The sequence below is a fragment of the Rhizobium sp. LjRoot258 genome, assembly GCF_964254185.1.
In the GTDB taxonomy this organism is placed as follows: domain Bacteria; phylum Pseudomonadota; class Alphaproteobacteria; order Rhizobiales; family Rhizobiaceae; genus Rhizobium.
In genome coordinates this window covers 222,987-247,235 of sequence record NZ_CAXUST020000004.1, presented here as the reverse complement: position 1 = coordinate 247,235, position 24,249 = coordinate 222,987, and the positions used below count along the sequence as shown (strand labels likewise).

Genomic DNA, 24,249 nt, shown 5'->3' with positions numbered 1-24,249 from the left:
CGTAGCAAACCTGGCTTTCCTTGCGTTTACCGCTGTCGCCTAGCTGCGGAACGAGTGCGGCGCCGAAGTGATCCATCGCGTGGACCGCTTCCATGCTGGTGATGGCAACCGGTCCCGAATGGGTGGAAGTGCTCCCTCCGATATCCAGGGCATGTGAATCGGCCACGAGAGAGCCGATCGACTCATGCCCCATCTCATTCAGGCGCCGTCCGGTACGTTCTCCCGAACGTTCTTGACGGGTCACGATCACGCGCATCGTCTCTCAGCCCCAGTGTTCGAAAAAGCCGCTGCCCGCCTTCTCTCTTACGTCCGTTCCCGCCCGATGACCGAGCGCGGTGGCGTCACGACGATTGCCCTCGATCGTCACCCCATGTTCACGGCTTCCATCGGGTGTGACGATCAGGCCAGAAAAGCGGATTCTGTCATCTTCGCAGACCGTGTAACCCGCTATCGGCGTACGGCACGAGCCATCCAGCGCGGCAAGGAATGCGCGCTCGCAGGAGATGGTATCGAACGTCACGGGGTCATTGACTGCCCTCAGAAGGTCGTCGACCCGCGCATCGCCGATCCGGCTTTCGAAGCAGATGGCGCCCTGCGCCGGAGCTGGCGGAAAGTCTTCCGGTTCGAGAAGCTCGGTGATAACACCTACCTTACCGAGCCTCTTCAATCCTGCGAGCGCCAGCAGCGTCGCGTCGACCTGACCTTCCTGCAGCTTGCGCAGCCGGGTGTCGACTTGACCTCGAAAGGTGACGACGCTGACGTCGGGCCGCAAACGGCGGATCAACGCCTGCCGACGCAGCGACGAGGAGCCTACGGTCGCTCCATGGGGCAGATCGACCAGCTTGCCGGCCTTGCGCCCTATAAAGGCGTCGCGGATATCCTCACGAGGCAGATAGGCCGAAAGATGAAGTCCTTCCGGGAGACTTGTCGGCATGTCCTTTGCCGAGTGAACGGCAAAATCCAGGTCGCCGGAAAGCAGCTTCGCTTCTAGCTCTTCCGTGAAGAGCCCCTTGCCGCCGATTTCGGCGAGCGCTCGATCGGTAATGCGATCGCCGCGCGTCGTCAGCACGACGATCTCGAACATTTCCTCGGGAACGCCGTGGGCTGCCATCAAACGGTCGCGTGCCTCATGGGTCTGCGCAAGTGCGAGCGGACTGCCGCGCGTACCGATACGAAAAGGTTTTGTTTGCATACGCTCTATTCCATTGTTACCGACTGTTCTCGTAACGGGTTTAGACGTCATCAACAGGTCCCGTACGAGGCCGGATTCCTCCTCTTTTGCCGGAACGATGGCCCATGTGTTCTCGCTCTATTCTCGCCGGACTGCCGAGCAATCCAGGTGCCGATGGGCCCAGAGGTTCTGAAATATCTTCGCATCCTGTGTCTCAGCGCAGCCATTGCTGAGGTGGTTTCGTTTGCCTCTCGCGAGCGTATCCACGATGCGAGAGACTTGCGTTTTGCGATGCTGTCAGATGGATGAACACATTTGCTCGATTCTATTAAAACAATCTCCGAAATGTGCGAGAGGAGTCCTTTCGCCATGCCGACGTAGGGTGGCTTTAATTGTACAAGCACGGGATGAGGGAGATGGGGCAGCGTCCGCGCCAACCAAGCGCTCAGAAGATCACTTCGCACTCTTCGTGCAATTGCACCTATACCCAGCCCATCAATTGCCTTCGCACCGCCTTCTCCAGGACATTCATGCCGTCTTCGCTGTCGTTGAGGCAGGGGATATGCGTGAATTTCTCGCCACCATTGTGATGGAACGAATGGGCTGCCTGCTCGGCGATCTCCTCCAGCGTCTCCAGACAGTCGGAGACGAAGCCGGGATTGATGACGCCGATGCGTTTGACGCCGTCCTGCGCCAATTTCTCGACCGTCTTGTCGGTATAAGGCTGCAGCCATTCTTCCGGCCCGAAGCGGGACTGGAAGGTGATCATGAATTTTTCTTCCGGCAGCCCCAGCTTCTCACGCAAGAGGCGCCCGCTCTTCTGGCACTGGCAATAATAGGGATCGCCCTGCTGGAAATAGGACATCGGGATTCCGTGGAAGGAGGCAAGCAGCATGTCCGGCTGCCAATCGAGCGACGAAAGATGTCGCGTGACGGATCTGGCGAGCGCCTCGATATAGGCCGGATCGTCGTGATAGTCGGGAGCAGTGCGCAGAGCAGGCTGCCAACGCATGGCCATCAGCTTCTCGAAGGCCTTGTCGTTGACCGTCGCGGTCGTTGCGGCCGCATATTGCGGATAGAGAGGGAACAGCAGGATGCGGTCGCAGCCTTCGTCCTTCAGCGCCTGGATGCGCGAGGCAATAGACGGCCGGCCGTAGCGCATCGCCCAATCGACCTTCACATTCGGCAGATCCTTCAACCGCTCTGCCATCAGGTCGGATTGATTGCGGGTATGGGTGCGCAGAAAGCTCTCGTTCTTCTCCTTGTTCCAGATCGTCTCATAGGCCTTTCCAACCTTCTGCGGACGCGTGTTCAGCACGATGCCGAAAAGGATTGGGTACCATTTCCAGCGTGACCATTCGATGACGCGCCGATCCGTCAGGAATTCGCGCAGATAGCGTCGCATCGACTGGTAATCGGTGCCGTCGGGCGTACCGAGATTGACGAAAAGCACGCCGACCTTTCCGATTCTGACAGAGGGATGGCCCCCCGGTTTGACGGAAATATCTGCAGTCATCGAATCCCCCAATATTGACAGGCGCGCGGCTCGGGAACGCCGGGGCTGATCTTCTGAAGCGATCGGCTCGTCTCTGCCGGACAAGATGTTCACGGGAATCGCCACCCCGATCTATCGGCAAATGCAGGAGGAGACGCGGGCGGCCGAAGCCCAAAGACTGTGGCCGGCGCGTCAAGCGTCATGCCGGGCAGATGATCGGCAGTCACTATCTTGACATCGAGCCGGATCGTGAGGCGCTCGCCGTTATGGCCCTTGGCCACGACAAGGGTCATTTCCGGTCGAGCCCGCGAGCGATTGCGACGGGCGTGCGGACGCCGCCCCGGCGGGGTTGCGGTAGCCCTCGGCGAAGTGGGGAAGGTGGAACTAACTTCGCTAATCCCACCGCCGAGAAGAGTGATCACTTCGATCACGTCGTTGCTTTGCATATGGACTTTCCTGGCTTTTTGTCGATCGCGAAGCCGAGTGCGTCGGCGCGGCGATTTCTTGCAAAATGGCCTTGCAATGACGACGAGGGAAATCACCTATCGTCATAGAGTCGATAGGCAATCGTTATTGTCGCTCGATGCTTGGGAATGATACCGTAGCATGGAACGTCAAAAACCGCACCGCGCCTCGAAAGCGACGTTCCTGTTACGCGGAGTCTTGAGCCCCGTCCAGTCGTTGTCTCAGCAATCAATGCCGTCGCGGCTTGCGCAATTGGTAACGCAAAGTGATTCCGAGAAGTATGTACATGGCTGATGAGAGCGGCAAAAAGAGCGCGGGGGCACTGTGGGTCATGCATGAGCTGCATGAATAACTCAAACGCATTTTCACGGTCTGGCGCCTCTTCGACGAAATGGTCATTTTGCGTGCCAACTCGAAGATTGATCAGGGGATTATCAGACACTGCGGAAGGCTAGGCGAACCTCCATCAAGCAATCAGAGGGTGGCGGTGACCTGATTAGGAGCTGGTCCGTGCCCGTGTCCGCATCACTCATTTGCGGGTCGTCGATGCTTGTGGGATCGAGTCGAATGGAAGGCGCCCCAAGCAACCGTCTCCAACGGTTTTCCTGGGATGATCTTCGAATCATATGGGCGGTTGCCAAGAATAAAGCTCTCGCCCCGATGCGGGTGGTGAATGCCCCACGTTCGGCGCAAGCATTAAATTCACGCGGGCGGCTGGCGTGGTTGAAGGACTATACAGATAATTTCGTAAACACACGCCATAGCGCACTGGGTAAAGAAGACGTTCCGTGACGCGTCGCCGCACCGCAGAAGAGAAAGATGACATGGATGCAACTCGCCGCTGAAACCCTGGCTGCCCGACGCGGTGACGATCTGATTTTCGGTAATATTTCCTTTTACCTGACGGGAGGCGAGGCGTTGGTTCTGACCGGCCGTAACGGCTCGGGGAAGTCCACGTTGCTGCGTGTCGTGGCGGGATTTCTGCGACCGGAAAAAGGCTCGGTCACCTTCACTGATTCGGGAGGCCAGACCGACCGACGGCCGAGCGAAGTCAGCCACTATCTCGGCCACCGAAATGCAATGAAAAGTGAGCTTACGGTTACTGAGAATCTCGATTTCTGGCGCCTGTTTCTGGACGACGGTTCGCAGGCGCCGACGGCCTCGGTCGAAGACGCCGCGGAGGCGGTTGGCCTCGGCGGCGTTACCCATCTCCCCTTCGGTTATCTTTCCGCAGGCCAGCAGCGTCGTTTCGCTTTCGCAAAGCTGCTGGTCGCTCATCGGCCGATCTGGATATTGGATGAGCCCACGGCCGCGCTGGATACCAATGCTGACAGGCTATTTGCCGCGCTGATCGGTGAACATCAAAGGAAGGGCGGCATTGTGCTTGCCGCGACGCATCAACCGCTTGGGCTCAGTAATGTGCAGGAATTGCGAATGACGGGATTCGCAGGGGCGGAAACGGAGGTTTGGGGAGCATGATGGCCCTCTTTCTCCGCGACCTCAAACTTTCCGTCCGGGCAGGGGGCGGTGCGCTGATCGGCATATTGTTCTTCCTCACCGTCGTTGCGGTCATTCCCTTCGGAGTAGGACCCGATCTCAATCTTCTTTCCCGTATCGGACCCGCCATCGTCTGGATCGGCGCCCTGCTTGCCGCTCTGCTCGGGCTGGACAGGCTGTTTCAGGCGGAACGGGACGACGGATCGCTCGATCTCATGCTGATGCAGGAGACACCACTGCTGATCACCGTCATCGTCAAATGCATCGCGCACTGGACCGCTACAAGCCTGCCACTGGTAATCGCCTCACCACTTCTTGGCCTCTTCATGAACATGAACGAGAGGGCGATTGGCGCGACGATGCTGACGCTGCTCGCTGGCTCGCCGGCGATCACCTTCATCGGCGCGGTCGGCGCTGCCGTCGCAGTGGCGCTTCCTCGCGGCGGGCTGCTGGTCTCGATCCTCGTGCTGCCACTGACGATCCCAGTCCTCATCTTCGGCGTGAGCGCAACCTATGCGGCGGTCCAGGAACCGGCTCCGTTTCTGCCGCCTTTCCTGATATTGATAGCGCTGACGCTTTTCTTCGCGGTCATCGGTCCGGCGGCGGCGGCCCTGGCGCTCAGGAACACGTCGGATTGATTGCCCCGTCAATTGAGGTAATCCCGGCTCTTTGCGATCTGGGGACAGAATGATCCTTTTTCCTGCCGTCAGCCACGCAAGCCTAGAGCGCGATATCGGCAATGCCGTGGTTCTATTCCTCGATAGCGATACTTCGCGCTGGAGACGCACAGGCGCAGAAGTCGCGGACGCGATCACTGGATTTCCGACTGCCTAAATCTCCTGCTTGGACTGTACAGGGTCATTTCGACCCTCTCGTATATGAGGACACAGAAGCCATCGCCACGGCGAAGCCGATGACGCCGTAACGCGCGGGAATAGAAACCATAACGATTGGACATTTCCCAACGAAAAGTCGCCGAGGTAGTGTCGTCTCAGAGGAACTCAGCCGAAATCGATCACTGCTATCGCGGCACACGCATGTCACCCGCCGAGTGCTGGAATTCCTGACCTAATTAGACAATAACTGCGGAGAATAGAATGCTGTTGCCTCGTCGACCAGTTCCCGAACTGCGCGTGCCGACCCTTGCTCATGGCGAGTTTGATCTTGCGGCCGACGCACCGAAGCTATTTACGTTGATATCCTTTTATCGCGGGCTCCATTGCCCGGTCTGCCTCAAGTATCTGCGCGACCTGGAATCTCTACTCCCCGAATATGAGCGGCGCGGCACAAAGGTCATCGCCATCAGCTCTGACATTCACGACCGCGCTCAGGAAATGGCGAACAAGGTCGGCCCAAACCTGCGATTCGGATATTCGCTGCCGCTCACGGTTGCCCGCCAATGGGGACTCTATATTTCCTCGTCGCGTGGAAAGTCATCGATTAACGTCGAAGAGCCGCCGTTATTTTCGGAGCCAGGCGTATTCCTTGTCCGACCGGACGGTACTTTGTATTACAGCGCGGTTCAAACAATGCCGTTCGCTCGTCCGGTATTCTCGGAATTGCTTCAGGCGATCGACTTCGCCATTACCAAAGACTATCCGGCGCGCGGCGAGTATCACGGGCCGGTTTGAGCGGCCGTCGGCTTAGCGGCTACCGGCGCAAAAGTGAACATGAAAGCCGCGGCGCGGTATGCGATAGTCGCACCGCAGCACAAATCCTGGGACAAACAGTCCGTCATAAAACGTTGCCCTAATTTCTTCCCGACGGCTACGCTTGCCATTTCTTTCGCCCTGAATGGCGCCTTCCGCCGGGTGACAGGCGGGCCCCGGTTGAAACATAACAACGTGCGATGCATGATGAGATCAACCGGCACGGACAAACCGACCGAAAAAAAGGATGATCGCCGCAGGCACTTTTAGGCAAAGCACCACCCGCGTTATCTGATCTTGTCCTTGGTCCGACTGATCGCGTGACGTAATGAACGCGTGAAAGTTTGGTTACCCAACGCCGCGACTTCACCGGCATGTTGCCCGAGACAATCGATGCGGTCGACGCGTGGCTCGGCAGCCTGCCGGGACATCACGATGCCAATGTCCGGCAGTTGCCCATCAACACCCGTGCGATGCGGCCCATGTCCAACTGCTAACCAGTGCCGATCGCAGGGTCGACCTGGAGCGCAAACTCTGGTGATTACCACGCAACTGACAGGATTCGTCCGTTGGCAACCGTTCCTTATCTGATCGCCTTGGTCGCCGTAGCGGTGATGGGCTTCGCCAACCAGCGAGGCGGCATTTGCACGGTCGCCGCTATCGAAGAGATAGTTGAAAAAAAGAAGTTTAGCCGGCTGGTTGCCCTCTTGGAGGCATCACTGTGGGTAGGTGGAGGCCTAATCCTACTTAACTTTGTCGGCCTGCTTCCCGTAACGCCGATGGGCTATGCTGCCGGGCTGGCAACCATTCTCGGAGGAGCGCTGTTTGGTCTCGGCGCGTTGTGGAATCGCGCTTGTTTGTTCGGCACGGTAGCAAGATTGGGGTCGGGAGAATGGGCATACGCCTCTACTCCCCTCGGCTTCTATCTCGGATGCTTAATTACATCGGGACTGCATGCCCCGGCAAAGTCGCAAGACAAGTCACTCATTCTTGCAGCATCCTCTTGGGTGGCGCTGGCCGTTCTGGTTCTCCTTACCGCGAGATTGTTGATCCACGGTATGGTGATTCAGCGTAATAATCGCGCCATATTGGCGCACGCGTGGTCACCGCACGTCGCGACGACGATAATCGGCATCACATTTCTTGTTTCCTTAGTCACCGCGGGTAATTGGACCTATTCTGAATTTATCAGCGACCTTGCTCACGGCGTTACATCGAGCTGGACCGCCAAGTCGCTCCTTTATCTTTCGCTGTTTGGTGGAGCTGTCTTCGGCGGGTGGACGGCAAGGAGCTTTAAGCATACCGCTCCGGATACAGTCAGCGTGCTGCGCTGCCTCGGCGGCGGCGTCCTGATGGGCGCCGGCGGCGCACTTATCCCAGGCGGAAACACCGGATTGGTTCTCGTTGGGATGCCCCTCTTATTACCTTATGCGTGGCTCGCGTTCATTGCCATTTCCGTCACCGTCTATCTCGCTATTCAAATAACAAGATTAACGGCATCCCGGCCCTGAAGGACGAGAATTTTTAGGTAGCCACCCGAGATTGGCGGGCCGTGAAGGCCGCAGCGAGCTCTGTCGCAGGCCTCGTTCCAGCCATGCGGACGTTGATATTAGCGATGCGGCCGCAATTGCCACAGACGATCTGAAGCGGAGGCAGATTGGGGTCGGTTCAGGCTGAGGGTGTCACTTCGGCCCTACCGGAATCGACCCCAGACAGTCGAGATCCGCCTCCAATAGGAGACTCAGGCCGCAACAATCCGGTGTGCGGTGATAAGATTGGCGGCGAATGCCGCGGTGATGTCGGCAATCAGCGCTAGCAGTTGTAAGCCGTGAAGGGTTCGCCTCTGAGGCTGATCGCCTGGAGCGGATTCAAGCCGTTGATCTCGACACGGTATGTCCCATCGGAGGAGTCGACGGGCCTGCCATTAGCGCCGGCGCCCTGAGCCAGATCCCCGTACTCTGTTTTTTGGTGGAGAAGCTGATGTTGGTCGTATTCGGTACCGCGATGAGGGCTCGCAGATGACTGAACTCTCCGCACATGCCACGAAGATGGGCTGGGCGGGAATGAGCGATCCAGAGGATGCGGCGCAAGGGCTACCCGAAATGAACTAAAATTAACCTATAGGATCCAGTAATTTGGATGACGGATGACGGAGCATCGTCAACTCGGTTTCATTGCGGCGGTCTATCGGCAAAATGAGTCATGGCAAATTCCGCCGCATGTTGGTTGGATCGCCTGGCTTGGTCGAGCCAGAACGGAAATAGCGAGGCCTCGTGGAAAAGGCCCGGCACCACATCCAGCCGCGTATCGACGTTTGCGGCCTTCAGCTTCTCGAAAAGACGTTCGACATCCCCCCGCAAAGCCTCCTTATCGCCGACCTGCAGGAGGACGGGAGGAAACCCTGTATAGTCATTGTTTATCGGTGATACTTGCTGAAGCGAGGTGCTTTCCTTCCCCGCATATTCCTTCCCCACCTGCCGCAGCCATTCGCGACTGACGGAAACCTCGTCCTCGCTATGCGTTGGGGCCGCCGCACCCTCGAAATCGGCAATCGGGCTGATTGCTATGACGGCGGCAGGCTTTTCGCCGTTCGTGGCGATCTGGCGAAGAGACATTTGGAGCGCCAAGGTTCCGCCGACGGAGTCGCCGATCACCACAATGTTTTCTGCATCGTAACCGGACTCAAGCAGCCATCGAAAAGCGGTAACCGCATCGTTGACCTGGCGCGGAAACCGGTATTGAGGCAGCAGCCGGTATTCGATCAACAGCACATCGGCAGACGACGCCTTCGCGAACGAAGCGGCGATATTGCGATGGCTACGCAGGGAACCGGCGTAAAAGCCCCCACCATGGAGATAGAGGATCGCCCGCCTGCCCACTGGGTGGTGGAGGCGAGCGGGCCAAATCAACTCGCCATCGACGCCATCGGCATCGACTTGGCGTATCTGCACTCGGGTTGGCTGAGGAGTGGTCTTCATCGCCTCTTCGAAGCGCAGCCTTCGATCGCCAAAATTCCCCTTATCGTCGAGAAGCCGCGCAATGATTTCCTTCGCGCGCGATCGCGGGTCCGACTTTGTTGCGCTGGCATCGTCGGCACGGGCAATGCCGATCATCGGCGATGATACCAGAAGCAAGCATGCCATCGCCCTTACAGTCAAACCGGTTTTTGATCGCAATGGCATGAAACTCCTCTCCATCTCGCCTTGCCTGAAGATCGGTGGGGCTCGCCAAGTCCGTAGCGGCAATTGCTATCCTGTAAAGAAAGCGCAGCAGTTGCCAAGATTATTTGCCCCAAGAACTCGTTGCCATCAAAACGGCTTGACCACCACGAGGATCACGATCGCGATCATCAGAAGTGTTGGTGCTTCGTTCATGATGCGCCAGTAACGTGCGGAGCGCCGGTTTTCATCGCGCGCAAAGGCCCGCACCGCACCGCTGAAAAACATATGTACTGCCGTCAACACAACGACCAAGCCAATCTTTGCATGAAGCCAACCGCCCTGAAGTCCATAGACGGACCATGCCAGATAGAGCCCAAAAACCCAGGTGAGCATCATGGCCGGATTCATGATGATCCTGAGAAGTCGTTGCTCCATCACTTTGAAAGTTTCCGACTGCGCCGAGCCGGGCTCCGCGTCCGCATGGTAGATGAAGAGGCGCGGCAAATAGAAGAGGCCTGCCATCCATGAAATGACGGCAACGATGTGCAACGCTTTGATCCAAACATAGAGATCACCCGGGCGCCAGATGAACAATGCGGCAGCCAACAGGACGAAGAACACCAGCGCGAAACGCGCACGCTTGCGCGCGTAGCTGCCCCTGCTGGTATCGGCCTGCTTCTCCATCGCGCTTATCCTCTCCAACCACGGACACGCTCGACCAGCGCGCTCACGTGATCGGGATCCGCCTGAGGGGTGATGCCGTGTCCAAGGTTGAAGATAAGCGGACCGTTTCCGAGCATCTGCAGAATGTCATCAATACCGTCGTCGAGCGCCCTGCCGCCGGCGACGACACGCATAGGATCGAGATTGCCCTGCACGGGGCCTTCCTTCTGCAATTCCGCCGCAAATCGCAAAGGTACTGACCAGTCCAGCCCGATTGCATCGGCCTGGGTCTTTCGCCTGTAGTCTTTCAACAGATATCCGGCGCCCTTGGCAAAAGCGATGATGCGGGCCTGCGGCCGCCTCGATTTTACCGACGCAATCATCCGCGCGACTGGCTTGACCGCGAACGCTTCGAATTCCTTCTCCCCAAGCACGCCCGCCCATGAATCGAATATCTGCAAGGCGTCCGCTCCCGCATCGATTTGCGCCACGAGATAGTCCGCGGAGATATCGGCGAGAAACATAAGAAGATGCTCAAAGGCGTCCGGGTGCTTGTAGGCAAAAAGGCGGGCTGGGGCCTGATCCTGCGTGCCCTGGCCGGCGATCATATAGGTCGCGACTGTCCATGGAGCGCCGCAGAAGCCAAGCAGTGTTGTTTCCCTTGGAAGCCCGATGCGAAGACGTCGCACGGCTTCGAAAACCGGCCTCAGATGAGCGAGCACCCCCGCTCCATTGAGCGAGCGGATACCGTCTTCATCGATCGCGTCCATCTGCGGCCCATGCCCTTCGAGGAAGCGCACGTTGCGTCCGAGAGCATCCGGAATGACCAGGATATCAGAGAAGAGAATGGCCGCATCAAAGCCGTAGCGTCGGATGGGCTGCAACGTCACCTCGACAGCATGGTCCGGCGAGTAACAGAGATCGAGGAAGCTCGCGAGTTTGGAGCGCGTTTCGCGATATTCCGGAAGATATCGACCCGCTTGTCTCATCAGCCACAGCGGCGGCGGGACAATGGTTTCCCCGTTGAGAACCCTCATGATCTTTCGGCGCGCATCGCTCAATGCATCGTCTCCACATAAAACTAAAGAAATTTTAGAAGGTTTCTATTTCTCAGAGTCGGTTTCTACCGGGGATTAAAATTCATCCACCATCCAAGCCATTTGTCGCGCCTTGCTCACAGCCAGTTGGAGAGAAGGCCAGCAGTCTCCGAAAATTACGTCGACGGAGAAAATATTCAAATAGTTTCGGTGGCTCACGGGTATATTCAGCTCGACTCGTCGTTGTAGAAATCTAGCGAATTTGTTGTCAGGAATAGAGTGGCCTGAACCTCGTCGGCTTCAGGCCACGTCACATATCCAGTGTCAAGCGTGGCGCATCCGGCTTGACCAGTGACACATCATCGACGCCATGCCCCGCTTATCGGTTCAGGGGCGGATAGCCGCCCGTATAGATCCAGTCTGAGCCTTGCGCGGGTACGTGACAGGACTTACAGTCCGTCTTGTAGTCGGTGGATGTGGTCTTCTGGGGATTAGCCGCGTCGAACCACGACCAACCCCAGCCGTCGCCCCAAAGCTTGTTTCCTGGAAATCGGCCGGCGCTGTCTTTCACCATGACGAACCAGCCGGCAAGGGTGCCGGCACTGCTTACGGTTCCGGTCGTCATCTCCCGAGTAGTCGTATTGAACACTTCTTTCACGAGAACGGCGCCGTCGGGAAAGTGACCGTCCTTGCGATACGCGGCGATGGTTCCGGGCGATGCATAAACCACGTGCAGCCCCTTTGAGCCCGGACCGTCGTCTTTAGCCACCGCCCAGCTGCCCAGCATCTGATAAGCGGTCCGATAGTCGGAAGGTACGTGTAGATTTCCCTTGTCGTCGACAACGGTCGCTGCCGTTCCCTCGTACTGTGAGCGCTTATCCATCTGCGCGTGGGCAGTGACGGCGCCGATCGCGGCTAATCCCGCCATTGCGACGCCTAAGACACCGGCGATCCTCATGACACTGCTCCTTATGTTAGCGAACCTGTAGCGTTCGTTGACCATTTCACTTGTCCAGCAGCGGATAGAATTGCGTCCAGACGTCGTCTTTCTTGGCGCTCGCGATGTGGCAGAAGGCACACTCGGATTTGGGCTGCAGCTTGGCCGTGGCCGCCTTCGGCTCATGGTGGTTGAAGTTGTAGTAACCCCAGCCTCCGCTCTCGGCATAGCGCTTGCTATCCTTGACCGTAACATCGGCGCCGTTCAGCGGGCCGGGGAAGAAGCCTCTGCCAGACGGCTCGGTGCGCGATCCATCCGGGTTCTCGGCTGGGAGCGTCAGCTGCAGTTCCTTGAAGAAGATCGTTCCCTCCGGGAACTCACCTGTCTTCTTGTAGATCTCGTATGAACCCGGCTCGATATAGACGTTGTGAAACTCAGGAAAGTTGGCCTTGCCGCCGTTGAGCGCATTGGGAGTGAGCGGTGAGCCGACGAACACCCAATTATTGTAATTCTTCGGCAGAATCAGATCGCCCGATTCGGTGTACTCTGGGAGATAGCGCTTCGTCGTCGACGCGCCGCCGTTATTGGACTCGGACTGGGCGAATGCGGTTGTTACAGCAACCGCGCTGCAAACCGCTCCCGCGATCAGTAGGGTAATACGCATACTCTTCTCCACGACATTGAATGTTATCCGTCACAGGCTGCCCTCGGCGTCACTCGATGAGATCTGCAACGAGGGGCTCAGTTGTCGCAGCGCGGGGTGGAGTTTTCCAATAGCCGGTATGCATCGTTACCATAGCAACGGGGAATACGGCTGCGAACGTCCTCACTGCCATCCGTAAACCAGGCAAGTAGCACGGGCCGCGACGGCGTCGCGCCGTGCGGCGAGCCGCAATAACGATCGTCTATCGATTCTATGCCGAGAGGTGATTTCCCTGGCCTTGGTCCGACCGCCACAATGTGAGACCGCTTTTTTGCCGGAAGCACTTTAGAGTTTTCAAGGAGACTGCAAATGACCACTCCTACAAACCAGGTTCGTTTTCAGATCGCTGAACGAAGCGTTGGATCCCTTAATGTCCTGGCTCTGCTTAGATGGTCTCTGGTCGTTATCTTTCTTTGGTTCGGCGGAATGAAGTTCACTGCATACGAAGCAGCCGGAATCGCTCCGTTCATCGAACACAATCCGATTATGAGCTGGTTGCACGCGCTATTCGGAGTTCAAGGGGCAAGTTACGTTATAGGCGTAATTGAGCTGACGACCGCAGCGGCTCTCGTTCTCGGCGCCTTTCAGCCCATTTTCTCCGCATTGGGAGCGGCGATGTCCGCTGCGACCTATCTTATCACGCTGACATTCTTCCTGAGCACGCCTGGCGTAGCAGAAACGACGGCGGGTGGATTTCCGGCGATCTCGGCAGCACCGGGCCAGTTCCTTCTTAAGGACGTTGTTTTGCTGGCCGCATCGCTTTCTCTCCTCTTTGCGTCTGTGGAAGGCCCGTGGCTCAACGATCAGAAGTCATGAGATAGAAATCCTTGGTTTATTGATCGCGGCGACGCCGGCATCGACTCCGCGGAACCCCGTGATGGACAAATGGCTCGGATATCCGACAGGCGCGATCGGCCGTCTGTTGCTCAACGAATGTGCTGGGCATGGTCCACTACCTCACAATTTCGGCGAAGGTCCGAGCAACAGCGGCAGATACCGGGGGCGGCCGATGAATGACGCAGTCGTTTTTAGAGCATTGCAGCCGCGGCGTTATCGATGCAGAACCCTGTCCTTGCGGCACATGGCACCATCGAGGTTCTCATGATCGGCCAGCGGCCGATGCATGTCCTTCGGATTGCGCGGCGGCTTGCCGAAGCGGGCATTGAAATCCGCAATGAACGCCGGTGCATAGAGGTTTGCCGCTTCGATCGTGTCGATGCCGCGCAGCCGCAGTTCCTTGACCAACCGGTCCTGCAGCGTCTGGTTGGCGCGTTCGACGCGTCCCTTGGCCTGTGGGGTGTTGGCGCAGATGATGTCGATGTTGAGCTCATAAAGGGCTCGGCCGAACTGCGTCAGGCCGCTCGTCCGGTCTTTCTGCGAGGCATGGATCGAACGAAAGACACCATGCTTGTCACTGTAGAAGGCGATCGGTTTACCCCATTGCTGCAGATAGGCCTTCGTCGCATGCAGGTAGTCGAAGGTGTTCTCCGATCCGGCAAACCGCAGATGCAGCGGCTTACCGGTGGCGTCATCGATGTAGACGAGCAGGGCGCATTTGCGGCCGCGGTTCTCGAACCACCAGTGATGCGAGCCGTCGATCTGGACGAGTTCGCCGAGACAATCCCGCCGGCCACGCGGCTGAAAAACCCGCTTCTTGCGTTCGCGCCGCGAGATCCAGATGCCGGCCTCGCTCATCCATTGCCGCAGCGTCTCCTTGGCGACCGAAATCTGATGCAGTTCAATCAGCTTCTCGCGCGCCAGCGTCGGGCCGAAATCCAGATAGCGTTCGCGGATCAGATCCAGCGCCGCATTGCGAAACTCCTCGCTGTGGCGCCGATTGCTCGGTCGCGATCGCTTCTTGGAAACAAGGCCGGCTTCACCGAAACGGTCATAGGCCTGCAGCAGCCGGTGCACCTGACTTCGGCTGAGGCCGAGCTGCTCGGCGGCCTGAACGACGCTCAGTCGCTGATCACGGATCTTCTGAATGACTTCGAGGCGATGCAATTCTTTCTGCGACATGGTGATCATAAAGCACATGACGACTCCGACCGCTCAGGGTCTCGACCAGGCTGAAGGTCGCCATCCTTGCTCCCAACGTTGGCTTTGACCAGTGCGTCGAGAGGCGAGACTGTCGCATCTCTAACTGGCCCAACTGTCGCATTACTAAATAGCCCTTACATCCATAAATCGGATAACATGGATTATGGAACAGGAACGCGGTTTCGCTGGTGTTGCTTTTTGATCTGAAACCGCTTTTTCCGTTGAACGGCGCTCGTTCCGGGCCCGCGATCGGTCCAGACGATGGAAAGTGCTATATGGTGTCGAACGCCCGCCGCGGCCTCCGACGCGAGAATGTTGCGGCTGGAGGTCTCGACGAATTCCATCACCGCCTTGGCATCGAATAAAGGGGCATTGGACAGATCGATCACCACCTGCGCGCCGACCATGGCTTCTTTGAGCCCTTCTCCGGTGACGCTGTTGACGCCATCTTTCGGCGACGCCGCGATGACCTCCTGGCCGGCCTGTCGCAGAATGGTAACGGTCTTCGAGCCAATCAAGCCGGTGCCGCCGATCACGACTATCTTCATGGTTTTCTCTCCTTTGCCGGTTGCCGGACGCCGTTGATCATCCCTTCGATGCGCCGCGAGAAGACGCGGGGCTCTTTCCTGGGACGTCCGGCAGAGAGCCAGGAAAGGAACTTCTCGGTGGTGCGGCAGACGTAGATGGGCGCGCGCTGCTTGCGGCAAAATCCTACTGCGGCCAGTCATACGCGCGTATTCGCGACGCCGCCGTCTAACGGGCAGCGAAGTTCCAATCGCTGCCGATAGCCATCTGCTCGGGCTACCCGTTCAATAGTCGCGTCGATCGCGCGAACAAACCGCTTCTCTTCCTGGGTGGCCGACGATCGTTTTCGTCGTGCGAAATCAGATCCTTTAAGCATCTGTCCTGGCATCGATTCGATAGCCATAGGTCATTGGACCGTCGAGATTCCCCGTCCTATTTTTGCTTGGCGCGAAGGAGGTCGGAAGATGAACACAGACAACGAAATCCTGAGGTAGTGATGTTTCCGACGCGAGCGCGGGCCCGCTCCAAGCTCATCGAACGCATCGAGCGTCAATTCACAAGCATTTAATCCAACAGAACGACGAAAAAGACCGGAATCACGCAGCCGCCGTTGGTTCCCGATCAAGAGCGTCGGAGGTAATCGATGCAGTTCCGCCATTCAAGTTTGAAGCCTGTTGCGCTGGTTTTCGCAGCTCTGTCTGCAGGAGGTGTCCATGCCCAGGAAACGCCTCCCCCACAGGTGTCCGTGGCAAAGCCAGTCGTCCGAGAAGTCGTCGATAACGACGACTTCATCGGCCGCTTTCAGGCTTCCGAACAGGTTTCCATCCGCGCCAGGGTCGGCGGCTATCTCCAAAGCATCAAGTTTAAGGACGGCCAGCTGGTGAAGGAAAGCGACGAGCTTTTCGAGATCGACCAGCGGCCGTTCGTCACCGCATACAACGGGGCCACCGCTCAGCTGGCGGTCGCCCGCTCCACCCTGACATACGCCGAGTCCGAATTTGACCGGGTGAACAGGCTCGTAAAGTCCGGGAGCCAGACGATATCAACACTCGACGACCGGCGTCGCGAGTTGGCGTCCGCTCAGGCAACCCTCCATGGATCCGAGGCGAGCGTTGAACGGGCGAGGCTCGATCTCATCTACAGCAAGATCACAGCCCCGCTGAGCGGGCGTATCAACCGTCACCTGATCTCGGTTGGCAATCTCGTCCAGGCTGATCAGACCGAACTAACGACGATCGTCGCGCTCGATCCCATCGACTTCTATTTCGACATCGACGAGCGGCGTCTGCTCAACTACGCCGAGACGGCGCGCAAGAACGGAAAGGTCCTTCAGGAAGGCGGAGGCGGCCTGAAGGTGACCGTGCACCTCGGCGACCGCGACCAAACGAAGTTCTCAGGCACGCTGAACTTCGCAGAAAATACGGTCGATGAGGCTACCGGAACGCTGCGCGTACGCGCACGTTTCGCCAATCCCGATTTCGTCCTTCAACCCGGTCTCTTCGGTCGCGTCGAGATCGAAGGTTCGAATTCCTATACTGCGATCCTCATTCCCGATGAAGCGATTGCTGCCGACCAGAACGAGCGAGTGGTCTACGTGCTCAATCCCGACAACACGGTTACAACGAAGTCCGTTCGTCCGGGTCCCAAGCTTTATGGCTATCGAGTCATCCGCTCGGGTCTTAAGGGCGATGAGCAGATCGTCGTCAAAGGCGTTGTCCGCGTCCGCCCTGGCGCCAAGGTTACTCCGGTCACGTCGGAGCTACCCAGGGAGAACACCAACGATGTGCCCGCGACGACGCAGCAGGCAGTATCTGCGGCAGGAGCATCAAAATGAGGTTTGCACACTTCTTTGTCGACCGGCCGATCTTCGCGTCGGTCATCTCGGTCGTGCTCATCATCATCGGCTCGGTTGCCTACCTCCAGCTCCCGGTCGCGCAGTATCCGGAAATCGTGCCGCCTACGATCGTCGTGCGCACATCTTATCCGGGCGCGGATCCGCAAACGATCGCGGATACCGTATCGACACCGATCGAGCAGCAGGTAAACGGCGTCGAGAACATGCTCTACATGTCGTCCTACTCCAGCGGCGATGGCTCCATGGCGCTGACGATCACATTCAAGCTCGGAACGGACCTCGATAAAGCGCAAGTTCTCGTCCAGAATCGCGTCGCCATTGCCCTGCCCCGCCTTCCCCAGGAGGTGCAACGTCTCGGCGTCACGACCGACAAGACCTCGCCGAATCTGCTGATGGTCGTCCATGTCCTGTCGCCGACCGGCCGCTACGACCAGCTCTATACTTCCAACTATGCGCGCACCCGCATCCGAGACGTCCTCGTGCGCCTCCAGGGCGTTGGTGACGTCCAGATATTTGGCGAACGTCAGTACTCCATGCGCGTCTGGCTCGACCCGGAGAAATTGTCGGCCTACGGCATGACCTCCAGCGATGTCGTCAATGCGCTTAAGGACCAGAACGTCCAAGTCACCGGCGGCTCCATCGGAGCACCCCCCGCTGAATCCGGCAACTCCTTCCAGTATACCGTCAGGACCGATGGCAGATTTTCCGACGCCCGTCAGTTCCGATACGTGATCGTCAAGGCCGCCGCGGACGGTCGCCTGGTGAAGCTGGAGGACGTCGCGCGCATCGAGCTTGGTGCACAGGACTACGTCACCAACAGCTATCTGAACAACCAAACGGCAGTCGCGCTCGTTATCAACGCCAGACCCGGCACCAACGCGCTGGAGACGACGGGGCAGATCAAGTCGATCATGGCGGGCCTTTCGAAGAACTTCCCGCCCGGTCTTGAGTACAGCATCGTGTACGACCCGACGGAGTTCGTCGCTGACTCCATCTCGGAAGTCTATCGAACGATCGGCGAGGCGGCCGTGCTGGTCGCCATCGTCGTCCTCGTGTTCCTCCAGTCGTGGCGCGCGGCGATCATACCGATCGTCGCGATCCCGGTATCGTTGATCGGTACCTTTGCTTTCCTCGCCGCCTTCGGCATGTCACTGAATATGTTGACGCTCTTTGGTCTCGTCCTGGCGATCGGCATCGTGGTCGATGACGCGATCGTCGTCGTTGAAAATGTCGAACGCAACCTCGCCAAAGGCATGAGCCCCCGCAGAGCCGCTCACGTCACGATGAACGAAGTCGGCACCGCCGTCGTGGCGATCTCCCTCGTGCTGATCGCAGTCTTCGTACCGACGGCTTTCATCCCCGGAATCTCAGGACAATTCTACAGACAGTTCGCCGTCACGATCTCCATCGCGACCGCCATTTCGGCGTTGAACTCGCTCACGCTGTCCCCGGCGCTCGCGGCCATCGTCCTGAAGAAGCATGATCACTCGAAGGAAAGACGGAATATCTTTTCAAAGATCGGGCATGGCGCTGCAAGCGGGTTCAACCGTGGCTTCGACGCCCTTGGCCGTGGCTACTCATCCGTCGTAAGGTTCATTGTCCGATCGTGGATCGGGGTCGGCTGCGCCATGGTTGTCTTCGTCGGTCTCCTCGGTGCGACATGGTTCATAAGCACACTGGTCCCGAGTGGCTTCATCCCCGTGATGGACCAGGGTTACGCCATCGTGGTCGTCCAGCTTCCGGAGGGCTCGTCGCTCGAAAGGACGGACGCCGTCATACGCAAGGTCTCCGATATCGCCAGGACGACGCCGGGCGTCAGGGATGCGGTGGAATTCGCGGGCTTCAGCGGAGCGACATTCACAAATGCCTCCAATGCCGGCGTCGTCTTTACAGCTTTCAAACCATTCGCCGAACGCATGAAAACAGGCGATAACGCCAACAAGATTATCGGATCGCTCTACAAAAACCTCCAGAGCGTCGACGAAGCCTTCATCATCGCGGTGCCGCCGCCACCCGTCCGGGGGATCGGCAACTCCGGTGGTTTCAAACTGCAGATCATGGACCAGAACAATTCCAGCATGACGCGCGTGCTCGACGTCGCTCGGCGGATGATGGTTGAGGCCAACAAGACACCAGGTCTGTCCAAAGTGTTCACGACCTTCTCGGAGTCGACTCCCGAGTTCTATCTCGACATCGACCGTGACAAGGCTCAATACCTCAACGTGCCGATCCCGAACATCTTCAGCACGCTGTCGACGAACCTCGGCATCAACTACGTGAACGATTTCAATGCCTTTGGGCGCGTCTACCAAGTACGCGCCCAGGCCGACAAGCGGTTCCGCATGGAGAAGGAAGACTTGCTGGACCTGAAGGTCAGGTCTGCCACCGGCGCCCTTGTCCCGCTCGGCACACTTGCCGACATTCGCGACACGAGTGGCCCTACCCTGGTCCAGCGCTACAACATGTATGTATCGGTACCGCTGCAGGGCAACGCCGCTCCCGGCGTCTCGACCGGCGACGCCATCCAGAAGATGGAAGCATTGGCCGCCAAGATGTTGCCGCCGGGCACGACATTCGAATGGACGGAAATTGCTTATCAGGAAACGCACACGGGCGGCAGCGCCGTATGGATCTTTGCGCTCTCGGTGGTCTTCGTCTTCCTGGCGCTGGCGGCCCAGTATGAGAGCTGGGTGCTGCCGATTGCGATCATCCTGATCGTGCCACTCGCCGTCCTTGGCGCGCTGATCGGCGTCTACCTCCGGGGCATGGACAACAATGTCCTTACCCAAATCGGCTTCGTCGTCCTGATTGGACTGGCGGCAAAGAACGCGATCCTGATCGTCGAGTTTGCCCGCCAGGCGCAGGACGAGGGCAAGACAGCCGTGGAAGCCGCCATCGAAGCAAGCCACCTGCGCCTGCGTCCGATCCTGATGACGGCATTTGCCTTTATCTTCGGCGTGCTGCCTCTGGTCGTCGCCGAGGGGCCAGGTGCGGAAATGCGCCAGTCGCTCGGCACCGCCGTATTCAGCGGGATGCTCGGAGTGACCCTCTTTGGTCTTCTCTTGACGCCCGTCTTCTATGTCCTGCTCCGCGCCCGTTACAAGCCGCGCCAGCATGAAGACGAGGACGCCGAGAATCTGCAGCAGGCCGCCGAATAACCAAGCACATCGTTGGCCCGTCGGCTGCAACGGCTGTCGGGCCACTATTACAGGCCTCATTTCTCGTAAGGCTCTTTGACAAGCGAAGGGATGCGGTGGCGCCGAATGGCGTCCCTGATCTGAGCGGAAGTGCGCCAGCTTCTTCGACCGGCGGCATGCCTGTTCCGTACGTGGGCAACCAGCCTCGAGACCATTGTTGCACTCGGGGTCAGGTCGTCAGCGAATTCATCAAAGACTCTTCTGGATCTTACGCAAATGCCGGACCTGGTCCAAGGCTTGTGTAGGAGTAGCGATATTGGCGAACCCCATCAGCAAGCCGGCCGGTGATCGACTGCGGGTGTCCCATTCACTCAAGGCCATGACGGCGAGGCCATCAGCGTTAGCCGCAGCCGCCAACGCCGCGTCGCTGAGCTTTGATTTCAAGTACGCGAGCACATGGATGCCGCCTGCCCGGTCAGGCACTTGCATTGTTTCATCAAATACCTGAGTCAGAGCCCGGATTAGGTATTCCCGCCTCGTTGCATACAGTGAGCGCATTTTTTTGATATGACGCGCAAAGTGCCCCTGTTCCATAAAATCTGCGACCGCGGCCTGAAAGAAAAGTGGGCTACCACCTAACTGCACAATAGTGTTCCGGAATCTACCGATCTCCTTTTCTGGAACCACCAAATAGGCTAGGCGCAATCCGGGATATAGTACCTTACTGAATGTGCCAGCGTAGAGTACACGCCCGCTATGATCGAGGCTCTTGAGAGGGGGTAAAGGCCGGCCGTGGTACCTGAACTCGCTGTCATAATCGTCCTCGATGATCCAGGCGCGGTGAGCCTGGGCCCAGTCCAGCAAAGCCAATCGTCGCGGTAGTGAAAGAGCTACGCCCGTCGGACTCTGATGTGTCGGAGTAATGACGGCAAACCGGGCATTGCCGGCTAGTCGCTGGCCCGCCTCAACGTCTATGCCGTTTTCGTCGACAGGCACCGGAGTCAACAGCATACCGACATGTTCCAGAAACCGCCGGGAGTGCAAATAGCCCGGATCTTCGAACCACCCGGTATCTCCGGTCTGAAGCAAGGAATGCCGGATTAATTCCAGCGCGCCGCGGTATCCGGCGGTCACGAAAACCTGCTCAGGTGTGCAGGCAATGCCGCGCGAAACGGCCAAATAGGCGGCGATCGCCCGCCGCAAAGGTTCATACCCATTCGGATCGCCACTAACCATGTCACCCGCGTTCATCCCTCGCAACCTTCGCCCAGCAAGTCGCACCCAGGTCTTTCGGGGAAAAGCGTCCAACGCCGGCAGGCCCAACTGCAAAGGCTGGAATTCTGATAACCTGACCCGATGCACTTGCGGAAGCGCGGACAACTCGATTGGTGGAGTGGCGCCGATGCGCCCGTCACACCAAGGAGAAACTACCGTGCCTGCTGGACCGCGAGCGATTAAGTACCCTTCGCTGGTCAGCATTTGGTAAGACGTCTCCACAGTACCCCTAGCCAGATTCATTTCGCTAGCGAGACTTCGTATCGACGGTACGCGGTCCCCTGGCGCGAGCTTGCCGGTGGCAATGGCATTTCGGAACCGCCAGTATAGCTGCAGATAAATCGGCATGTCAGGATCTGTGAGCGGCCTCAAATCAAGTACGTTCATTCCTATGTCCCACTCGGTTGGATATTTCTTGTACCTATTGAGTAGGTTGTCATTCTCCTACACTCGCGGCTCAGGAAACAAGGAAATCGGCATGGCCATGACCTCTTTTCGCCGCCCTATCGACAAGGATAGGGAGCGTCTGACCTGCCACGCCGCCGCAGGGGAACTCGGACCGAATCTCGACAGAGTAGAGGCCTTGTCGCACGGTTCGGGCGACAGTCAACACCGGGCAATCGCCTGGTCGCGATGTGCGCGAAGCGCCTGTACAGAAAAATCTCCTAAACCCGGCGGAGCACCGTTCGCACTTTCATGAAACGGTCACGCCGCAGCAATCACTCCGCACTTCTTGGAGAGTGTCACATGATCGATCTATCGTCATTCCCAATCACAGCAAGATGGCCCGCGCAAGACCCTACCCGCATTCAGCTGTATTCACTTCCGACGCCGAACGGCGTCAAGGTTTCAGTCATGCTGGAAGAAACAGAGCTGCCATACGAACCGCATCTTGTGCGGTTCGACACTAACGACCAGATGTCGCCGGAGTTTATTTCCCTGAATCCCAATAACAAGATTCCGGCGATTATCGACCCGGTCGGCCCGGACAGTCAGCCGCTCGGTCTCTTCGAATCGGGTGCAATCCTTATGTACCTGGCTGACAAAACCGGTCGGTTTATTCCTCAGGATCCTGTCGGTCGCTATCAGACGATCCAGTGGCTTATGTTTCAGATGGGTGGCGTTGGGCCGATGTTTGGTCAGCTGGGATTCTTCAATAAGTTCGCCGGTAGGGAGTATGAGGATAAACGCCCGCGCGATCGATACGTTGCCGAGTCGCGTCGCCTCCTCGATGTGCTCAACGAGCGGCTTGCTAATCGTCCATGGATCATGGGCGACGCGTACACGATTGCCGACATCGCAACATTTCCGTGGATTCGAAACTTAATTGGCCTTTATGAGGCTGGCGATCTGGTCCGCATATCAGAGTTCTCCCACGTGATGCGCGCATTCGAAGCGTTCCTCGCGCGGCCAGCAGTTCAAAAAGGAATGGATGTTCCGCGTCGTGACTAGAATTCCTGCAACTGGACAGCATGACGGCGCGAACGTCAAAAGAACACAACGCGCTGTAAGGAACTATGACGAGGATTTCGAACGAATAAACACGTCGTTGTACGTGCGGGTTCCGAAACGTACGCAGACTTCGAATTCTTGGACATGTAGATGCAAGCCATCGACATGGGATCAACATCTAATGGGTTCTGACGAGCGATGCATGGAGCCGCTCGAGTTTTACCAGCGAGGATATCTATGATTGAAATTACCGCCGACATGGAGGCGATCATCAAGCAGGCGATGCTGTCGTTCGTCGCGACAATCAACGAGGATGGAACGCCCAATCTTTCGCCGAAGGCGTCCTTGACGGTCAGGAACGGCGTCCTCTACTTCGCTGATATCGCATCTCCCGGGACAATACGGAACTTGAAGCGAAATCCCTCCGTCGAAATTAACGCGGTCGACATATTCCAGAGGCGCGGCTATCGATTCAAGGGCCGCGCGCAGCTACTGCCGCCGGAGCATGACGAGTACTTGATGATAGCCGACTGGGTTAAGGCAACAAACGGCCGAGAGTATCCTGTCGATCACGTCGTCAAAATCGAAACCACTTCGATCACCCCGTTGCTGTCGCCAGCCCACGTGTTTGCCCAACCTCCTCGAAGTCAGGACGAGATCAGGAACACCTATATTCAAAAGTACGGCATGAAACCCAGCGGGTCGTAGGTGTATTGTCCGCGTACCGATGAATTGTGCCGACCTACCCTGTGCTGTCTAGAATTTTGGCACCGGCGGGTCAGGGCGACTTCGGGCGCCGTCCAAGGCGCAAGTGCCGAAAGACGTCGCGGCGGCTGGTCTACGGCGAGGATACACGTTACGCCGTCGCGGATCGCGCCATCGCATCGCTGATGTCCCTGGAAAAGGGAATTTCCAGAGCTCTTTCATAGCCCAGGGCGCGTGGCGTTGCGGCTGGTGATCGGTTTGCACCTTGCCCGCGGACAATGAATAAACCTAAACCGCTATCGACGCGTGATTGTCACACGCCGCGACCGTCTCAGAGATTCGTTTCGGTTTCGAGTCCGCGACCGACAGGCGATATCGAGTGTTTTATGAAGCATGTTGGATCGACGAGCTCGATCGTCGATCGAGAGCCGCCGATCCACCGTGGCTAACATCGCTTGCTCTCCACCCGCCGCGGCAGGGAC

Annotated in this window: 20 protein-coding genes and 2 pseudogenes; 11 read left to right on the top strand and 11 right to left on the bottom strand. The window is 58.0% G+C overall.

What is annotated here, in order from left to right:
• Positions 1–262 precede the first annotated feature (262 nt).
• The 3 genes from hemC to ACSQ9D_RS34135 form a co-directional block, all read right to left on the bottom strand.
• Positions 263–1,192, bottom strand: a complete 930-nt coding sequence (hemC, locus tag ACSQ9D_RS34145; RefSeq protein WP_436286178.1) for a hydroxymethylbilane synthase — start codon at positions 1,190–1,192, stop codon at positions 263–265.
• 460 nt (positions 1,193–1,652) lie between these two features.
• Positions 1,653–2,687 (bottom strand): ferrochelatase, encoded by a 1,035-nt coding sequence (gene hemH / locus ACSQ9D_RS34140; RefSeq protein ID WP_436286177.1) that lies wholly within the window; start codon positions 2,685–2,687, stop codon positions 1,653–1,655.
• Between the two features lie 89 nt (positions 2,688–2,776).
• Positions 2,777–3,112, bottom strand: a complete 336-nt coding sequence (locus ACSQ9D_RS34135; protein ID WP_436286176.1) for a hypothetical protein — start codon at positions 3,110–3,112, stop codon at positions 2,777–2,779.
• An 847-nt stretch (positions 3,113–3,959) separates the two neighbouring features.
• On the opposite strand from ACSQ9D_RS34135, the gene ccmA reads away from it, so the two are divergent.
• The 6 genes from ccmA to ACSQ9D_RS34105 all read left to right on the top strand — a co-directional run bounded on the left by ccmA (position 3,960) and on the right by ACSQ9D_RS34105 (position 7,788).
• Positions 3,960–4,610 (top strand): heme ABC exporter ATP-binding protein CcmA, encoded by a 651-nt coding sequence (ccmA, locus tag ACSQ9D_RS34130; protein ID WP_436286193.1) that lies wholly within the window; start codon positions 3,960–3,962, stop codon positions 4,608–4,610.
• Positions 4,607–5,266 carry a heme exporter protein CcmB gene (gene ccmB / locus ACSQ9D_RS34125; RefSeq protein WP_436286175.1) on the top strand — a complete coding sequence of 220 codons (660 nt, stop codon included), beginning with the start codon at positions 4,607–4,609 and terminating at the stop codon, positions 5,264–5,266. Before ccmA ends, ccmB begins: the two co-directional genes overlap by 4 nt.
• A gap of 49 nt (positions 5,267–5,315) precedes the next feature.
• Positions 5,316–5,462 (top strand): hypothetical protein, encoded by a 147-nt coding sequence (locus ACSQ9D_RS34120; protein ID WP_436286174.1) that lies wholly within the window; start codon positions 5,316–5,318, stop codon positions 5,460–5,462.
• 263 nt (positions 5,463–5,725) lie between these two features.
• Positions 5,726–6,259, top strand: coding sequence for a peroxiredoxin-like family protein (locus ACSQ9D_RS34115; protein WP_436286173.1), 534 nt, complete (start codon positions 5,726–5,728; stop codon positions 6,257–6,259).
• 362 nt (positions 6,260–6,621) lie between these two features.
• The gene (locus ACSQ9D_RS34110) at positions 6,622–6,774 is read left to right on the top strand and encodes a hypothetical protein (protein ID WP_436286194.1); all 153 of its coding nucleotides are present in this window, start codon (positions 6,622–6,624) and stop codon (positions 6,772–6,774) included.
• A gap of 72 nt (positions 6,775–6,846) precedes the next feature.
• Positions 6,847–7,788, top strand: coding sequence for a YeeE/YedE thiosulfate transporter family protein (locus ACSQ9D_RS34105; RefSeq protein ID WP_436286172.1), 942 nt, complete (start codon positions 6,847–6,849; stop codon positions 7,786–7,788).
• Positions 7,789–8,448: 660 nt separating this feature from the next.
• Here the strand turns inward: ACSQ9D_RS34105 and ACSQ9D_RS34100 are convergent.
• The 5 genes from ACSQ9D_RS34100 to ACSQ9D_RS34080 form a co-directional block, all read right to left on the bottom strand.
• Complete coding sequence (locus ACSQ9D_RS34100; protein ID WP_436286171.1) at positions 8,449–9,459, bottom strand: alpha/beta hydrolase; 1,011 nt, start codon at positions 9,457–9,459, stop codon at positions 8,449–8,451.
• Between the two features lie 126 nt (positions 9,460–9,585).
• Entirely contained in the window at positions 9,586–10,122 is a 537-nt protein-coding gene (gene hemJ, locus ACSQ9D_RS34095) for a protoporphyrinogen oxidase HemJ (protein WP_436286170.1), read from the bottom strand.
• A gap of 5 nt (positions 10,123–10,127) precedes the next feature.
• Entirely contained in the window at positions 10,128–11,162 is a 1,035-nt protein-coding gene (hemE, locus tag ACSQ9D_RS34090; protein WP_436286169.1) for a uroporphyrinogen decarboxylase, read from the bottom strand.
• A 355-nt stretch (positions 11,163–11,517) separates the two neighbouring features.
• Entirely contained in the window at positions 11,518–12,096 is a 579-nt protein-coding gene (locus ACSQ9D_RS34085; protein WP_436286168.1) for a cytochrome P460 family protein, read from the bottom strand.
• Between the two features lie 46 nt (positions 12,097–12,142).
• Positions 12,143–12,739 (bottom strand): cytochrome P460 family protein, encoded by a 597-nt coding sequence (locus ACSQ9D_RS34080; protein WP_436286167.1) that lies wholly within the window; start codon positions 12,737–12,739, stop codon positions 12,143–12,145.
• Between the two features lie 348 nt (positions 12,740–13,087).
• On the opposite strand from ACSQ9D_RS34080, the gene ACSQ9D_RS34075 reads away from it, so the two are divergent.
• Positions 13,088–13,594, top strand: a complete 507-nt coding sequence (locus tag ACSQ9D_RS34075; protein ID WP_436286166.1) for a YkgB family protein — start codon at positions 13,088–13,090, stop codon at positions 13,592–13,594.
• A 252-nt stretch (positions 13,595–13,846) separates the two neighbouring features.
• Here ACSQ9D_RS34075 and ACSQ9D_RS34070 read toward each other — a convergent pair.
• Together ACSQ9D_RS34070 and ACSQ9D_RS34065 are read right to left on the bottom strand one after the other, a co-directional pair.
• A pseudogene (locus ACSQ9D_RS34070) lies at positions 13,847–14,815 on the bottom strand (ISNCY family transposase); the annotation flags it as partial.
• A 242-nt stretch (positions 14,816–15,057) separates the two neighbouring features.
• Positions 15,058–15,366: pseudogene (locus ACSQ9D_RS34065) on the bottom strand (SDR family oxidoreductase); the annotation flags it as partial.
• A gap of 620 nt (positions 15,367–15,986) precedes the next feature.
• Between ACSQ9D_RS34065 and ACSQ9D_RS34060 the strand changes: the two are divergent.
• Positions 15,987–17,177: an efflux RND transporter periplasmic adaptor subunit gene (locus ACSQ9D_RS34060; protein WP_436286165.1), complete on the top strand. Its 1,191-nt coding sequence runs from the start codon at positions 15,987–15,989 to the stop codon at positions 17,175–17,177.
• Positions 17,174–20,356 (top strand): efflux RND transporter permease subunit, encoded by a 3,183-nt coding sequence (locus ACSQ9D_RS34055; RefSeq protein ID WP_436286164.1) that lies wholly within the window; start codon positions 17,174–17,176, stop codon positions 20,354–20,356. Before ACSQ9D_RS34060 ends, ACSQ9D_RS34055 begins: the two co-directional genes overlap by 4 nt.
• Positions 20,357–20,584: 228 nt before the next feature.
• On the opposite strand, the gene ACSQ9D_RS34050 is transcribed toward ACSQ9D_RS34055, so the two are convergent.
• On the bottom strand, positions 20,585–21,997 hold the full coding sequence (locus ACSQ9D_RS34050) for a PLP-dependent aminotransferase family protein (RefSeq protein WP_436286163.1): 1,413 nt from the start codon (positions 21,995–21,997) through the stop codon (positions 20,585–20,587).
• A gap of 360 nt (positions 21,998–22,357) precedes the next feature.
• Between ACSQ9D_RS34050 and ACSQ9D_RS34045 the strand changes: the two genes are divergently transcribed.
• Together ACSQ9D_RS34045 and ACSQ9D_RS34040 are read left to right on the top strand one after the other, a co-directional pair.
• Positions 22,358–23,062 carry a glutathione S-transferase C-terminal domain-containing protein gene (locus ACSQ9D_RS34045; RefSeq protein WP_436286162.1) on the top strand — a complete coding sequence of 235 codons (705 nt, stop codon included), beginning with the start codon at positions 22,358–22,360 and terminating at the stop codon, positions 23,060–23,062.
• Positions 23,063–23,299: 237 nt separating this feature from the next.
• A complete protein-coding gene (locus ACSQ9D_RS34040) occupies positions 23,300–23,770 on the top strand; it encodes a pyridoxamine 5'-phosphate oxidase family protein (protein WP_436286161.1) in 471 nt (156 codons plus the stop codon).
• Positions 23,771–24,249 lie beyond the last annotated feature (479 nt).

What these genes read in the sequence shown, in the direction of transcription:
- ccmB (WP_436286175.1), top strand. Translation starts at nt 4,607, where the DNA reads ATGATGGCCCTCTTTCTCCGCGACCTCAAACTTTCCGTCCGGGCAGGG.
- ACSQ9D_RS34085 (WP_436286168.1), bottom strand. Translation starts at nt 12,096, where the DNA reads ATGAGGATCGCCGGTGTCTTAGGCGTCGCAATGGCGGGATTAGCCGCG.
- hemJ (WP_436286170.1), bottom strand. Translation starts at nt 10,122, where the DNA reads ATGGAGAAGCAGGCCGATACCAGCAGGGGCAGCTACGCGCGCAAGCGT.
- ACSQ9D_RS34045 (WP_436286162.1), top strand. Translation starts at nt 22,358, where the DNA reads ATGATCGATCTATCGTCATTCCCAATCACAGCAAGATGGCCCGCGCAA.
- ACSQ9D_RS34120 (WP_436286174.1), top strand. Translation starts at nt 5,316, where the DNA reads ATGATCCTTTTTCCTGCCGTCAGCCACGCAAGCCTAGAGCGCGATATC.
- ACSQ9D_RS34135 (WP_436286176.1), bottom strand. Translation starts at nt 3,112, where the DNA reads ATGCAAAGCAACGACGTGATCGAAGTGATCACTCTTCTCGGCGGTGGG.
- ACSQ9D_RS34060 (WP_436286165.1), top strand. Translation starts at nt 15,987, where the DNA reads ATGCAGTTCCGCCATTCAAGTTTGAAGCCTGTTGCGCTGGTTTTCGCA.
- ACSQ9D_RS34080 (WP_436286167.1), bottom strand. Translation starts at nt 12,739, where the DNA reads ATGCGTATTACCCTACTGATCGCGGGAGCGGTTTGCAGCGCGGTTGCT.
- ACSQ9D_RS34040 (WP_436286161.1), top strand. Translation starts at nt 23,300, where the DNA reads ATGATTGAAATTACCGCCGACATGGAGGCGATCATCAAGCAGGCGATG.
- ACSQ9D_RS34115 (WP_436286173.1), top strand. Translation starts at nt 5,726, where the DNA reads ATGCTGTTGCCTCGTCGACCAGTTCCCGAACTGCGCGTGCCGACCCTT.
- ccmA (WP_436286193.1), top strand. Translation starts at nt 3,960, where the DNA reads ATGCAACTCGCCGCTGAAACCCTGGCTGCCCGACGCGGTGACGATCTG.
- hemH (WP_436286177.1), bottom strand. Translation starts at nt 2,687, where the DNA reads ATGACTGCAGATATTTCCGTCAAACCGGGGGGCCATCCCTCTGTCAGA.
- ACSQ9D_RS34055 (WP_436286164.1), top strand. Translation starts at nt 17,174, where the DNA reads ATGAGGTTTGCACACTTCTTTGTCGACCGGCCGATCTTCGCGTCGGTC.
- ACSQ9D_RS34100 (WP_436286171.1), bottom strand. Translation starts at nt 9,459, where the DNA reads ATGCCATTGCGATCAAAAACCGGTTTGACTGTAAGGGCGATGGCATGC.
- ACSQ9D_RS34050 (WP_436286163.1), bottom strand. Translation starts at nt 21,997, where the DNA reads ATGAACGTACTTGATTTGAGGCCGCTCACAGATCCTGACATGCCGATT.
- ACSQ9D_RS34075 (WP_436286166.1), top strand. Translation starts at nt 13,088, where the DNA reads ATGACCACTCCTACAAACCAGGTTCGTTTTCAGATCGCTGAACGAAGC.
- hemC (WP_436286178.1), bottom strand. Translation starts at nt 1,192, where the DNA reads ATGCAAACAAAACCTTTTCGTATCGGTACGCGCGGCAGTCCGCTCGCA.